The sequence below is a fragment of the Mesorhizobium sp. M1027 genome (assembly GCF_040318745.1).
Lineage (GTDB): Bacteria > Pseudomonadota > Alphaproteobacteria > Rhizobiales > Rhizobiaceae > Mesorhizobium.
Window position 1 is genome coordinate 324,717 of sequence record NZ_JAMYMW010000005.1, and the last position, 12,761, is coordinate 337,477.

Here is a 12,761-nt window from a genome sequence, read left to right on the forward strand (position 1 = left end):
AATGCGTGTATGATCCATTGCGGAGCGACAAAAGGGGTGATCACGATGACGCGTTTTTCCAGGCTGGTGGCGTGCGCCATCGTTCTTTTCCTGCCGCTGTCTTCGGCCGGCGCCGCAGTGCGGGATGCCGCGGCACTGTTCGAGGCAAAAACCGTGACTGAGCGCGACAGCGCTCTTGCCGCGCTTGAAACCGCCGCGCCAGGCGATCCGGCAGCCGCCTACGCCGCCGGCGCCGGCGAATTCTTCACCGCGCTGGAGATCCTGGCCGGCGGCCTGCATCGCCACGGTTTCGAAAGCCCGCAATCCTTCATGCTGCCGCTGATGCGGCTGCCGGTGCCGGACAACCCCGATCCCGAGCCGCTGACCTACGGACAATTCCGCGCCATTCTCGTCGCCTTCCGCGACCGGCTGGAGAAATCCGCAGCCACGCTGGGCTCGGTGCCCGCCGACGCGGACATCGGCATGGTCATCGACCTCACCCGCCTCGGCATCGATCTCAACGAGGATGGCCAGATCGCGCCGGACGAAAGTGCCGCCGCGATCATGGCGTCTCTGTCGCGCGGCGGCGGTGTGCCAGACGCGGCCGCACCCGCCCTCACCTTCCGCTTCGACCGCGCCGACGGCTATTGGCTGCAGGGCTATGCCGAGTTCCTGATGGCACAGGCCGACTTCTGGCTGGCGCATGATTTCAAAAACACCTTCGACGGCTCCTTCCACATGCTGTTCCCCCGCGCAAAACTGCCGCTGCAGGATACGCTCGTGCCGCTGGACGGTGGCATGAATGGCGGCATCCTGTCGTCCGAATGGCGCCTCGCCGACTTCATCTCCCTGGTGCATCTCGTCAACTGGCAAGTGGTCGAGCCTGAGCGCCGGCAAGCGGCACGCCGCCATCTGATGGAGATGATCCGGCTGTCGCGCGAGGACTGGAAAGCCATCCGCGCCGAAACCGACAATGACCGCGAATGGCTGCCCGGGCCGCAGCAGAAAGGCGCCAGCCCGCTGACCGGTCTCGAAGTCGGCCAGCAGCAGGTACAGGCCTGGCTCGCCGCCCTTGATATGGCCGAGGATCTGCTGGAGGGACGCAGCTTGCTGCCGCATTTCCGCATCGCCGACAAAGGCATCAACATGAAGCGCTTCTTCGACGAGCCGAAGCCCTTCGACCTAGTGCTGTCGATCACCGGGCCGGCTATCGCGCCCTATCTCGAACACGGCAAGATTCTCACCAGCGAGGGGTTCAACCAGATCCAGCGCCAGTTCGGCGGCGCCGGGTTTCTGACGTTCGCGCTTTGGTTCAATTGAGGGAGCGCGTCGACGCTATTCCTGACAGCCTGCTGTCAGCAGCCAAATTGCGCCTCGCGCCACCCGCCACTCCGCTCTTTCCATTTTGGCCGATACCTCCCATATTCGGGCCATGGCCAGACTCTCCGACAAGAAAACGCCGCCGCCGGCGAATGACGAGCGCGCTTCGCCGCCCAAGCGGCGCAGTCCGCTGACCGATTTCCTCGATGCCTCGGAGCCCCTGTACAAGGGCGGCTTTGCCGAGGCGCCGCAGGCCGAGTTCACCGGCGCGCCGCTGACCGGCTCGATTGCCGACTGGGCCGAGCAGATCGAGCGGGAAGCCGAGAAGGAAGGGCGTCAAATCTCCCCCATCGAGGGGGAGATGTCGCCGAAGGCGACAGAGGAGGTCGGCAAAGGAAGCGCTCGGCATGAAGGGTCGCAGAGCACTGCCGCACCGACCCCACCCGGCGGCTCCGCCGCCACCCTCCCCTCGAGGGGGAGGGAAGGCGCCAAGTCTGCCAAGAAGATCCCGGAGCGCTCCTCTTCCCCCGGCCGTACTGCACGCGGCACCTCGATGGGCGGCGCGGCTTCGGCGCGGGAGCGCACTGCGGCCGGTCTCAATCCTGTCGCCGGCCTCGACATTTCGCTGGAGGACGCCGAGACCATGGCCTCGGGCGGCGTCACCGCCACCGTCGCAGCGCTCTCGGCGCTGATCGAATCCGGCAATCCGCTGCACAAGGACGGCGTGCTGTGGACGCCGCACCGCCCTGCCCGGCCGGAGAAGTCCGAAGGCGGCATCGCCATCAGGATGGTCTCGGATTTCGAGCCGGCCGGCGACCAGCCGACTGCGATCAAGGATCTCGTCGAGGGCGTCAACAGCAACGACCGCACCCAGGTGCTGCTCGGCGTCACCGGCTCGGGCAAGACCTTCACCATGGCCAAGGTGATCGAGGAGGCGCAGCGCCCCGCTCTGATCCTGGCGCCCAACAAGACGCTGGCCGCGCAGCTCTATTCCGAGTTCAAGAAATTCTTCCCGGAAAACGCCGTCGAGTATTTCGTCTCCTACTACGACTACTACCAGCCCGAGGCCTATGTGCCCCGGACCGACACCTACATCGAGAAGGAATCCTCGATCAACGAGCAGATCGACCGCATGCGCCATTCGGCGACGCGCTCGCTGCTCGAGCGCGACGACGTCATCATCGTCGCCTCGGTGTCCTGCATCTACGGTATCGGCTCGGTCGAGACCTATACGGCGATGACCTTCCAGATGCAGATCGGCGACCGGCTCGACCAGCGCGCGCTGCTCGCCGACCTCGTCGCCCAGCAATACAAGCGCCAGGACATCAACTTCGTCCGCGGCTCGTTCCGGGTGCGCGGCGACACGATCGAGATCTTCCCGGCCCACTTGGAAGACCGCGCCTGGCGCATCTCGCTGTTCGGCGACGAGATCGAGGCGATCACCGAATTCGATCCGCTGACCGGCCAGAAAACCGGCGAGCTGAAGAGCGTCAAGATCTACGCCAATTCGCACTACGTCACGCCGCGCCCGACCTTGAATCAAGCCATCAAGTCTATCAAGGAAGAACTCAAATATCGGCTGCAAGAGCTTGAAAAGGCTGGCCGCCTGCTTGAGGCGCAGCGGCTTGAGCAGCGCACCCGCTTCGACCTGGAGATGCTGGAGGCGACCGGTTCCTGCGCCGGCATCGAGAATTACTCGCGTTATCTGACCGGCCGCAAGCCGGGCGATCCGCCGCCGACCTTGTTCGAATACATTCCCGACAATGCGCTGGTCTTCATCGACGAAAGCCATGTCACCATACCGCAGATCGGCGGCATGTATCGCGGCGACTTTCGCCGTAAGGCGACGCTGGCCGAGTATGGTTTCCGCCTGCCGTCCTGCATGGACAACCGGCCGCTGCGCTTCGAGGAGTGGGACGCCATGCGGCCGCTTTCCGTCGCGGTTTCGGCGACGCCCGGCGCCTGGGAGATGGAGCAGTCCGGCGGCGTCTTCGCCGAGCAGGTCATCCGCCCGACCGGCCTGATCGACCCGCCGGTTGAAGTGCGCCCGGCCAAGACACAGGTCGACGACGTCGTCGGCGAAATCCGCGAGACCACGAGGGCCGGCTACCGCACGCTGGTCACCGTGCTGACCAAGCGCATGGCCGAGGATTTGACCGAATATCTGCATGAGCAAGGCATTCGCGTCCGCTACATGCACTCCGACATCGACACGCTGGAGCGCATCGAAATCCTGCGCGATCTGCGCCTCGGCGCCTTCGACGTGCTGGTCGGCATCAATTTGCTGCGCGAAGGCCTCGACATTCCCGAATGCGGCTTCGTCGCCATTCTCGACGCCGACAAGGAAGGCTTCCTGCGCTCCGAGACATCGCTGATCCAGACCATCGGCCGCGCCGCCAGAAACGTCGACGGCAAGGTGATCCTCTATGCCGACCAGGTCACCGGCTCGATGGAGCGGGCGATGGCCGAGACCAATCGCCGCCGCGAAAAGCAGATGGAATGGAACGCGGCCAACGGCATCACTCCGGAATCGGTCAAGTCGCGCATCTCCGACATTCTCGATTCGGTCTACGAGAAAGATCATGTCCGCGCCGACATTTCGCAGTTCACCGACAGCGCCGGCGCCATGATGGGCAACAATCTGAAGGCGCATCTCGACGCCCTGGAAAAGCAGATGCGCGACGCCGCCGCCAACCTCGATTTCGAAAAAGCGGCCCGCATCCGCGACGAGATCAAGCGGCTGCGCGAGATGGAACTGTCCATCTCGGACGACCCGCTGGCCAAATATGCCGACATGGAAAGCCCGGTTTCGGGCCGCGAAAAGGGCAAGCACAACAAGGGCGTGGCCAAACATCGTACAGCAGAGGAACAGGAGCGTTTCCGGAAGCTCGACGAGGCACATGCCGCCGAAGAGGCGGCCAAGGCTGCCCGGCCCAACCTCTTCCGCAAGCCGGAGCTCGACGAAATGGGCGCCGACGGCGCCGTGCCGGTCAAGAAGCCGCTGTTTGCGAAACCTTCGCTGGACGATATGGGACCTGGGACCGACATGCCGACGCCGTCAGGCGCGGTCTCCCGTTCGCTGTTCAAGAAACAGTCGGCGCAGGAAGCGCACGGTTCGGATTTCGGTATACCGGGTGAACCGACCAAGCCACTGTTCAGGAAGAACTCACTGGACGAGATGACGGTGCGGCGGACCGAGAAGCCGGTCGAGGGAAAAGCGCCGGCGAAACCACAGCCAATCTCCCCCCTCGTGGGGGAGATGCCAAGTGGTGGCAAAGAGGGCAGGGTAGAGGGGGGCGCGAAGGAACGCCACGTTTCAGCCAAACCCATCGTCCGCCAGCGCGCTGGCATCGGCTCCTACGAAGACCCCGCCGACGCCCGCCGTGAAAAGCGCCGGCCGGGCAAGACGGGTCGGCCGGGACGGTAGCGAGCTTCCCTGCTCCCCTTGTGGAGAAGGTGGATCGGCGCGCAGCGCCGAGACGGTTGAGGGTGCTGGACGGATCGCCGTCGGTGCCAAGCTGGAGCGCCCCTCATCCGACCGCTTCGCGGCCATCTTCTCCCACCAAGCAAGGGGAGAAGGGGGAGCCTAGCCACTTGCCATCGGCGCTACCCTTGGTGTAGCCAGTTTCTACAACTTGAACGTCTTGAAAGGAGGGCTGCGTGTTATTTTCTCACCACCGTCAGCGCGGCCCTGTCTCTGCCCTGCGAGCTTGCTTGCAGGGCTGACCAGAGACGGTCCGGGTTCTCCCGCTTCGATTTTCTTGGTCTGCCCTTCGTGGTGCTGCAACGCCGAGCCTGATGGCCAGCCTGCGCACCGTCAAAGTGCATCAACCGGAGCTCACTCCGGACAGACCAGAGAAATCGACATGGCCCTGATCAGCCTCAAGTCCCTCGGCGTCACTATGAGTGCGCCGCTCTTCTCCAATCTCGACCTCACCATCGGCACCGGCGATCGGCTCGGCATCGTCGCCGCCAATGGTCGCGGCAAATCCACTTTGTTGAAGTGCCTGACCGGCGACATGGAGCCGACATCAGGCGACATCACCCGCACGCGCGGCCTGCGCGTCGGCTATGTCGAGCAAATCATCCCCGCAGCGCTGGCCGGGCGCAGCTTTCATGAAGTGGTGGCCGACGTCTTGCCGGCCGAGCAGGCCGAAAGCGAACAATGGCGCATCGATGTGGTTCTCGACTCGCTCGACGTGCCGCAGCCAATGCGCGCGCGGCCGATGCGGGCCTTGAGCGGCGGCTGGCAGCGATTGGCACTGATCGCCCGCGTCTGGGTCACCGATCCCGACGTCCTGCTGCTCGACGAGCCGACCAACCATCTCGATCTCGGCAAGATCAGCCAACTCGAAACCTGGTTGAACGCGCTGCCGCGCGAGGTGCCGATTGTGATCGCCAGCCATGACAGGGGCGTTCCTCGACGCGACGACCAACCGCACGCTGTTTCTACGCCCCGAACAATCGCCGGTGTTTTCGCTGCCCTATTCGCGGGCGAGGCTTACGCTGGACGAGGTCGACGCCTCGACCGAGCGCAAATTCCAGCGCGACATGAAAGTGGCGCAGCAGCTGCGCCGGCAGGCGGCCAAGCTCAACAATATCGGCATCAATTCCGGCAGCGACCTTTTGACGGTCAAGACCAAGCAGCTCAACCAGCGGGCAGAGCGACTGGAAGAAGCGGCAGCGCCGGCACACCGCGAAAGATCGGCGGGCGCGATCAAGCTCGCCAATCGCGGCAGCCATGCCAAGGTGCTGATCACGCTCGACGACTTGGTGGTCGGAACACCTGACGGCACGGTTCTGTTCAGCACCGGCAAGCGCCATATCTGCCAAGGCGACCGCATCGTCCTGCTCGGCCGTAACGGTGTCGGCAAATCACGGCTGATCGGCCTGATCCGGAACGCCATCGTCGAGCCGGAAACGGTGGCGCAAAGCGTGAAGGTGACGCCGTCGACCGTGCTCGGCTATAGCGACCAGGCATTGTCGGGCATCAGCGGCGATGACACGCCGCTGGCGATGCTCTCGCGCAGATTCGATGTCGGCGAGCAGCGCGCCCGCTCGTTGCTGGCGGGCGTCGGCGTCAGCATCGACATGCAGGAGCGCCGGATCGGCGTGCTGTCGGGCGGACAGATGGCGCGGCTGATGATGCTGGCGCTCAGGCTCGCCAATCCCAATTTCTATTTGCTCGACGAGCCGACCAATCATCTCGATATCGATGGCCAGGAAGCGCTGGAAGCGGAATTGCTGGAACGTCAGGCGAGCTGCCTGCTTGCCTCGCACGACCGCTCCTTCATCCGCGCGGTTGGCAACCGCTTCTGGCTGATCGAGAAACGGCGGCTGACCGAGATCGATAGCCCGGAAGCTTTCTTCCAGGAGGTAGCCGAAGCGGGCGGTTGAAAAATTGCGGAAAAAAATCCGGCGCTCTGTCGGATGATGATCGCATGCCACGTCCTTGGGACGCCGACACGGTGATGCCGGCGCCAATCGAGGAGAAAGCATCATGTCTATTCTGTCATCCATAGGTCACGCCGTGACGCGTTACTCGGCGGCTCGCGCCCGTTATCGCAGCGAACGCGCCATCCTTTCATTGCCGATCGAGTTGCGCAAAGATATCGGCTGGCCGGAAATCGTCGTCGACGCGCAAAACAGCCCGCGGATTCGCATCGAAGGTTGAAAGGTGGCAGTTGGCCGTCGCGGCAGGCGCCATTTCGAATCCAAAAACCATCGGCCGTGTAGGATCTTCGCCGTTCCGTTCGTCCTGTGGTTCGCAAAGGCCAACCAGACGCAAAGAGGAGCATGACATGAATGATCAGCCGCAGACCCAGTCCGCCGCCAAAGTGCTTGGCGGATTGACGCCCTACCTTCAGCTGGACGGCGCTTTCAAAGCCGCAGAATTTTACCAAAAGGCCTTCGGTGCCGAGCAGGTCTTTGCCTATCCGCCGGATGAACAGGGCCGCACCATGCATATCCATCTGCACATCAACGGTTCGACCCTGATGCTTTCCGACTTCTATCCTGAGCATGGAATGGCCGCTGTGAAGCCGCAGGGCTACACCATGCAGCTCCATCTCGGCAGCGACGACATCGACGCCTGGTGGAAGCGGGCCATCGAGGCGGGTTGCGAGGAAGTCGTGCCGTTGCAGGTGATGTTCTGGGGCGACCGCTGGGGCAATATGCGTGATCCGTTCGGCGTCGAATGGGCAATGAACGCACCGGTGAAAGCAGCTTAACATCCAACACAGGCTGTGTCTGAAATCACCTCTCCCCGCTCTAAAGGGAGAGGAAAACGATCACATGGAGGAAGTCAGATGTCCTATGTCGACGGTTTCGTACTGGCCGTGCCCAAGGCAAATCTCGATGCCTACAAGAAAATGGCGCAGACGGCCGGCGCCGTCTGGAAGGAGCATGGCGCGTTGGCCTATGTCGAATGCATTGGCGACGACGTACCCCATGGCGAGCTCACCTCGTTCCCGCGCGCCGTGCAGGCCAAGGAAGACGAGGTCGTCGTCTTCTCCTGGGTCGTCTATGAATCCAGGCAGCATCGTGATGCGGTGATGGCCAAGGTGATGGCCGATCCGCGCCTCAAGCCGGACTGGGAGACCATGCCGTTCGACGGAAAGCGCATGATCTTTGGCGGTTTTCAGCCCTTCATCGAGCTGTAGGCGCCCCTCGATCAAGTTTATTGAGCAGCGGCTTCAGCCGGTCGCCATAGCGCTTCCACAGATCGACCGAGCCCTGATACATCGGCTGGCGCACTTGCGCGGCCGACGCCGTGCGCACCGGCCGGTCGGTCTGGTGAAACGACAGCACGGCGTCGTCCCACGGGAGGCCGAGATGGGCGATCAGCGCCCGCGACTGGCCTTCCTGGTCGGCGACGAAATCCTCGTAGCGAACGTCGTGCACGACATCAGGCAGCACGGCGTGCCAGTGCGCCATGATATCGGTGTAGAGGTTGTGGAAATCGGCGAGCTCGTCGAGATCGTAGCCGTAGCGGTGGCTGTCGCCGCGGAAATGCACTTTGTAGATCGACAGGCAGGTCGCCGCCGCATCGCGCGCGCAATGGATGATCTTGGCCTTCGGCAGCATCATATGGATAAAGCCGACCAAGAGGAAATTGCCGGGCATCTTGTCGGTGACGTGCCGAAAACCTGGATAGCGGGCGTGCAGCATATCGAGATAGGCCTGGCCGGCCTCGGCATAGGCCCTGTCGGACATGTCGGCGATGCCCCAGGGAAAGCCGCCCTTCATGCTGAGCGGAAACTGCTTACCGACCGCCGTCTTCAATATGCTGAGCTCGCCGGCGCCATAGACCTGCGGATGGCTGGCGATGATCTGCTCGACCAGCGTGGTGCCGGATCGCGGCATGCCGACAACGAAGATCGGCGTGTCGTCGGCGATCCCGCCCGGCCTGTGTTTTTCAAAAAAGGTCTTGTCGAATACGGCCTTCATCGCCTCGAACTCGCCGCGCGTCTTGCCGGCATCGTAGTCGATGCCCTGGCGGCGGATCGCGTTGCCTTCGGCGAAATAGTCGAAAGCGCGGCCATAATCCCTGAGGTCGTCGTTGGCCTTGCCGAGGCCGAAGGAAAGCTGCATGCGCGCCAGGCTGCCTTGCGGCGCCTTGGCGTGCTCCGCCTCCATGCGGGCAAGCTCGGCGTCGCGCTCCTTCTGGCGCTTGACCTGCGTGAGCATCAGCCAGGCCCTGGCCATGCCGGGGTCCACGGCCAGCGCCTGCCTGAAAAGATCCGCAGCCTCGTCGAGATTGCCCTTTTCCATCAGCCCGACGCCCAGGCCGTGCAAAAGATCGGCATCCTTCGGCCGGATCGTCAGCGCCTCGCGAAAAACAGCCAGTGCCTCATCCAGCCGGCCCGCTTCCTGCAGCGTTTCGGCAAGCCCGACGCGGGCGCGGACATGGAACGGGTTGCGGCCGATCGTGCCGCGATAAATATCTTCGGCGCCTTCGAATTGGCCGAGCTGCTTCAGCGACGAGCCGAGATTGTCGCGCGCCGCCAACTGGTCCGGCCGAATCGCCACCACCTTGCGGAAGAGATCGGCCGCGGCCGCTACCCGGCCGAGGTCGCGCAGCACGGTGCCGAGATTGTTGAGGAAATCCGGATTGTTCGGCTGCAGACGCACCGATTGTTCGATCAGCGCCAGCCCCTCGGCGCTGCGCCCGGTCTGGTGCAGCAGAAGCCCGAGGAAATGCGCAGCAGCCGGGTGGTTGGCCTTTTGCGCCAGCACCTGACGGTAAAGCGCCTCGGCTTCCTGCCGGCGCCCCGCCTGGTGCAGCTGCAGCGCCCGCTGCACGTACTGGTCAAGCCCCAGCGGCGGCTGTCCGCCTGAGCCGTAACGTGCGCCTGCCGGTTGTCTCGGATCTCTGTTGATGGGAAACCTGCCGTGTTGTCCGCCTGCCGCGATCTAGGCCATCGCTGCGGCACGTGCAAGAGCAGACGGCGGTCGCTACGAAGCAAACCTCCGAACCCGGGGAACTTACCGAAAGTCGGCCGGCGTCAGCACATACATGTTCTTGCGGCCGTGCGAGTAGGCTTCGCGCGCAATATCGTGGATCGACGAACGCTTGGCGTCGAAGGCACTGAGGAATTCGGCTTCGGCTCCGCTTGCAGCCGGGTTTACCGTCGAAAGTGCCGTAACCTCGATAAAGAACGGGACTTCGAACATGCCGTCATGCCCGACGAAACGAACGCGCTTGGCCGCAGCGTCGTAGGAGCGGCTGGGATTGGGAAAATTGAGTGTCATGGCTTGCGCGTCAAATAAGGCGGTTGCTTTCGGCAAGCTGGCGCGCCCGCCGCACCGTGCCGTCGGTGTCGGCAATCCTTCGCCTTGCCGCCTCGTCGCTTCTTATCGTGAGGCGCGGCGACATGACCTTTGTCGGCTTGACGACAGGATCGACTGCAACTGTCGGGACATCCGGTGTTCTTGCGGAACTCATGACTCTATTCCCTTCATACCTAAATAAACACAAATGCCGGAGGAACTCTTCCGGAACTTCTTCAAACATTTTTTGAGGTTCTGGGCACCGTATCATCGTTTCGCAAATAACCATAGAAAAGTAATTTTACGTTGGTAGCGGCAAAAAGCCGGAATCTTCTTGAATAAGCCGCATTTTCAGAATATTGGTATGGAACCGTTTTTGGGCCGTGCTTGGTCCCCTCGCGGCGTCAGGGGTTCTCGGCCCGTCAAAACTCATACAAATCGCCGATACCCGGTACCGCAATGCAGGCCCCGTTTTCAGGGCCAGGCCGGAAAGAAACTTCAAGGCACAGGAATGTCTGCCCGCACCACTCATTCCATCGCGCATTTCGCGGCACCTTTCGTGCTTGGCGGGCTAGATGGCGTACAGCCGGCCGGCGAGTATGACATCGACCACGACGAGGAACTGATCGACGGCATGTCGTGGCTTGCCTGGCGCCGCGTCGCCACTTTCATCCACCTGCCGTCAAGGACGGTGAAAAGCCCGACCAGCCAGCTTGTCGCCGTCGACCACGCCGAACTCGAAGCAGCGCTTCGGCACGATCAGGAGAATGTTACATGATCCGCTTCCAGCAGAGTGCGCGGCGCACGGATACGCCGTCGCATATCTTCACCGTCGGCCAGACCGTCCGCATGAAGAGCCGCATCGGCCTTGTCCAAAAGACCGCGGAGCTGTTCCAGATCAAGAGCCGGCTGCCGGTCAAGGACGGCTCTCCGCAATACCGCATCCGCAGCGAGCAGGAGACCCACGAGCGGGTCACCACGGAAGACAATCTCGAACCGGTCGACAACCCGGCCGGCTGAGCGATAGCACTCTCGACATTACCACCCACGCACGAGGGATCAGAAATGGCCAAGGGTCAACAGCGAAGCAACCGCGAGACACGCAAGCCCAAGAAGGACAAGGTGGCTGCAAAGCCGGCCTCGCCGTTCGGCTCGGCGGTCAAGCAGGCGGAGACCGGTACGAAACCCAAGTCCAAAGGCTAGGGTCGATCGCAGACAATCTGCTGGAGGCGTGCTTGAACTTCGTCATCGAGTTCTACCGCTCGCGCGATGCCGACGAAGCGACACTCGACCGGGTGTCGCTGGAAGCGCCGAACCTGCGCGCCGCCCTGCAAGGCGCCGCCACGCTGCTTCACACGCTGATGATGCCGCAGATCCCCGATCGCCTGCGCATCTCCAACGAGGACGGCGCCGAGCTCTACGTCGGCCCCGCCGATGGTGCCTATCCGGACGAACAGTGAGGCCGGTGCGCTAGCACGGCCCATCATCGACGACCCGATAATCAGCCGCGCGGGCCTCGCATTCATTGGGGAACGTGCGCAGTTCGCCATGGCGACGGGCACAGACCGGGCGGTATTCGCGGGTACAGAATGTCTGCTCCCCGCCGCCACCACCGCGACGGCACTCGCCTTCACGGATGATGCGGTATCCGGCGCGTTCGGCAAGGCAGGCGTTGGCGAAGGTCTGGCGGTCGCCGCCGCGCCTGGCGCAGACCGGGTCATATTGCCTGGTGCAGAATTGCGGTCCCGGCCGTGGCGGGCGCGGCCCCGGCCCCTCATCGACCACGACGGTGCAGGCCGCGAGAATTGCCGACAGGAACAGGATGGAAAAACCCTGCCGCGAGAAGATTGCCGCAAGAAACCGCATGAATGTTCCCTCCCTCGAAGCTCGTGCCTGCACAAATGGTGCCTGCGTCCGGCCGATCCTCGTCATTCCGCCGCCAAATGCAACCCCTGTTTGCAACGGGCGGCATGGCCAACCAAGGCGGTATGCCGGCGCAAAGGCAAAACAGCACCGGCCCTGCTTGCTGGACCATGCCTGGGCTGCGTCTGGCCGATGACCGCGCGGAGAACCGGGACTATCGGTGCGATGCGTCGGGATGCGCCTGTTGGGCCGCCCGCGGCTCTATCTTGCAAGCATCACGTTTCCGTGCGATAAATTTTGTGTTCGGGCATTTGCGACCCGGAGAGCGGAACGTTTTGGACGACCTTTCCCCGATACTGTGAATCTCTGACAGCCCCGTTTTCGGCGGGGGGTTTTACCATGCGCCAATGCATGACTGCCGAAGCAACCACCGGGACTTGCCCACGGCGCCAGGCGGCGGGCGGAACCACCAAGACTGACACGGGTGAAGGAGTTTCCCCAATGGCCCAGACCGGCACCGTTAAATTCTTCAACGCTACCAAAGGCTTCGGCTTTATCACGCCCGATGGCGGCGCCAAGGATGTGTTCGTCCACATCTCGGCGATCGAGGCTTCCGGGCTGCGCACGCTCGTCGACGGTCAGAAGGTCACCTTCGATGTCGAGCCCGACCGTATGGGCAAGGGTCCGAAAGCGGTCAATCTCCGCGCCGCCTGAACGGCGGCGTGCCGCGCGTCCTTTCGGGTGTGAGGATGCTGCAAGGCTTTGGTGTGACGTGAATTTTATAAAGGCGCGGCGGTTTTCGTCGCGCCTTTTGTGTTCTGGGATGC

General features: G+C 63.1%; 14 protein-coding genes and 1 pseudogene. 11 read left to right on the forward strand and 4 right to left on the reverse strand.

Features of this window, described 5'->3' with window-relative positions:
* The first annotated feature begins 45 nt into the window (after nucleotides 1–45).
* The 6 genes and pseudogenes from NKH50_RS12520 to NKH50_RS12545 all read left to right on the forward strand — a co-directional run bounded on the left by NKH50_RS12520 (nucleotide 46) and on the right by NKH50_RS12545 (nucleotide 7,961).
* A complete protein-coding gene (locus NKH50_RS12520) occupies nucleotides 46–1,299 on the forward strand; it encodes a hypothetical protein (protein ID WP_352879020.1) in 1,254 nt (417 codons plus the stop codon).
* Nucleotides 1,300–1,411: 112 nt separating this feature from the next.
* Nucleotides 1,412–4,726 (forward strand): excinuclease ABC subunit UvrB, encoded by a 3,315-nt coding sequence (gene uvrB / locus NKH50_RS12525; protein WP_352879023.1) that lies wholly within the window; start codon nucleotides 1,412–1,414, stop codon nucleotides 4,724–4,726.
* Nucleotides 4,727–5,165: 439 nt separating this feature from the next.
* A pseudogene (locus NKH50_RS12530) lies at nucleotides 5,166–6,696 on the forward strand (ABC-F family ATP-binding cassette domain-containing protein).
* 103 nt (nucleotides 6,697–6,799) lie between these two features.
* Complete coding sequence (locus NKH50_RS12535; protein ID WP_023719167.1) at nucleotides 6,800–6,973, forward strand: hypothetical protein; 174 nt, start codon at nucleotides 6,800–6,802, stop codon at nucleotides 6,971–6,973.
* Between the two features lie 127 nt (nucleotides 6,974–7,100).
* Nucleotides 7,101–7,529 carry a VOC family protein gene (locus NKH50_RS12540; RefSeq protein WP_254819275.1) on the forward strand — a complete coding sequence of 143 codons (429 nt, stop codon included), beginning with the start codon at nucleotides 7,101–7,103 and terminating at the stop codon, nucleotides 7,527–7,529.
* A 78-nt stretch (nucleotides 7,530–7,607) separates the two neighbouring features.
* On the forward strand, nucleotides 7,608–7,961 hold the full coding sequence (locus NKH50_RS12545; protein ID WP_352508113.1) for a DUF1428 domain-containing protein: 354 nt from the start codon (nucleotides 7,608–7,610) through the stop codon (nucleotides 7,959–7,961).
* Here NKH50_RS12545 and NKH50_RS12550 read toward each other — a convergent pair.
* The 3 genes from NKH50_RS12550 to NKH50_RS12560 form a co-directional block, all read right to left on the reverse strand.
* Entirely contained in the window at nucleotides 7,948–9,603 is a 1,656-nt protein-coding gene (locus NKH50_RS12550) for a tetratricopeptide repeat-containing sulfotransferase family protein (RefSeq protein ID WP_352879026.1), read from the reverse strand. The two genes, NKH50_RS12545 and NKH50_RS12550, sit on opposite strands and share 14 nt — an antisense overlap.
* Nucleotides 9,604–9,786: 183 nt before the next feature.
* On the reverse strand, nucleotides 9,787–10,053 hold the full coding sequence (locus NKH50_RS12555; RefSeq protein WP_254819211.1) for a DUF1488 family protein: 267 nt from the start codon (nucleotides 10,051–10,053) through the stop codon (nucleotides 9,787–9,789).
* Between the two features lie 10 nt (nucleotides 10,054–10,063).
* Nucleotides 10,064–10,246: a hypothetical protein gene (locus NKH50_RS12560; protein WP_352737736.1), complete on the reverse strand. Its 183-nt coding sequence runs from the start codon at nucleotides 10,244–10,246 to the stop codon at nucleotides 10,064–10,066.
* Between the two features lie 336 nt (nucleotides 10,247–10,582).
* Here NKH50_RS12560 and NKH50_RS12565 point away from each other — a divergent pair, with 336 nt between their 5' ends.
* The 4 genes from NKH50_RS12565 to NKH50_RS12580 are packed head-to-tail and all read left to right on the forward strand — an operon-like array spanning nucleotide 10,583 to nucleotide 11,531.
* Nucleotides 10,583–10,849: a hypothetical protein gene (locus NKH50_RS12565; protein ID WP_352687861.1), complete on the forward strand. Its 267-nt coding sequence runs from the start codon at nucleotides 10,583–10,585 to the stop codon at nucleotides 10,847–10,849.
* Nucleotides 10,846–11,091 carry a hypothetical protein gene (locus NKH50_RS12570; RefSeq protein WP_352687863.1) on the forward strand — a complete coding sequence of 82 codons (246 nt, stop codon included), beginning with the start codon at nucleotides 10,846–10,848 and terminating at the stop codon, nucleotides 11,089–11,091. The genes NKH50_RS12565 and NKH50_RS12570 overlap by 4 nt, the downstream gene beginning before the upstream one ends.
* A 45-nt stretch (nucleotides 11,092–11,136) precedes the next feature.
* Nucleotides 11,137–11,274 carry a hypothetical protein gene (locus NKH50_RS12575; RefSeq protein ID WP_254819207.1) on the forward strand — a complete coding sequence of 46 codons (138 nt, stop codon included), beginning with the start codon at nucleotides 11,137–11,139 and terminating at the stop codon, nucleotides 11,272–11,274.
* Between the two features lie 32 nt (nucleotides 11,275–11,306).
* Complete coding sequence (locus NKH50_RS12580; RefSeq protein WP_254819206.1) at nucleotides 11,307–11,531, forward strand: hypothetical protein; 225 nt, start codon at nucleotides 11,307–11,309, stop codon at nucleotides 11,529–11,531.
* A 10-nt stretch (nucleotides 11,532–11,541) separates the two neighbouring features.
* Here NKH50_RS12580 and NKH50_RS12585 read toward each other — a convergent pair whose 3' ends face one another.
* Entirely contained in the window at nucleotides 11,542–11,937 is a 396-nt protein-coding gene (locus NKH50_RS12585; protein ID WP_352879031.1) for a Kazal-type serine protease inhibitor family protein, read from the reverse strand.
* 498 nt (nucleotides 11,938–12,435) lie between these two features.
* Between NKH50_RS12585 and NKH50_RS12590 the strand changes: the two genes are divergently transcribed.
* Complete coding sequence (locus tag NKH50_RS12590; protein ID WP_006202520.1) at nucleotides 12,436–12,648, forward strand: cold-shock protein; 213 nt, start codon at nucleotides 12,436–12,438, stop codon at nucleotides 12,646–12,648.
* The last annotated feature ends 113 nt before the right edge of the window (nucleotides 12,649–12,761 follow it).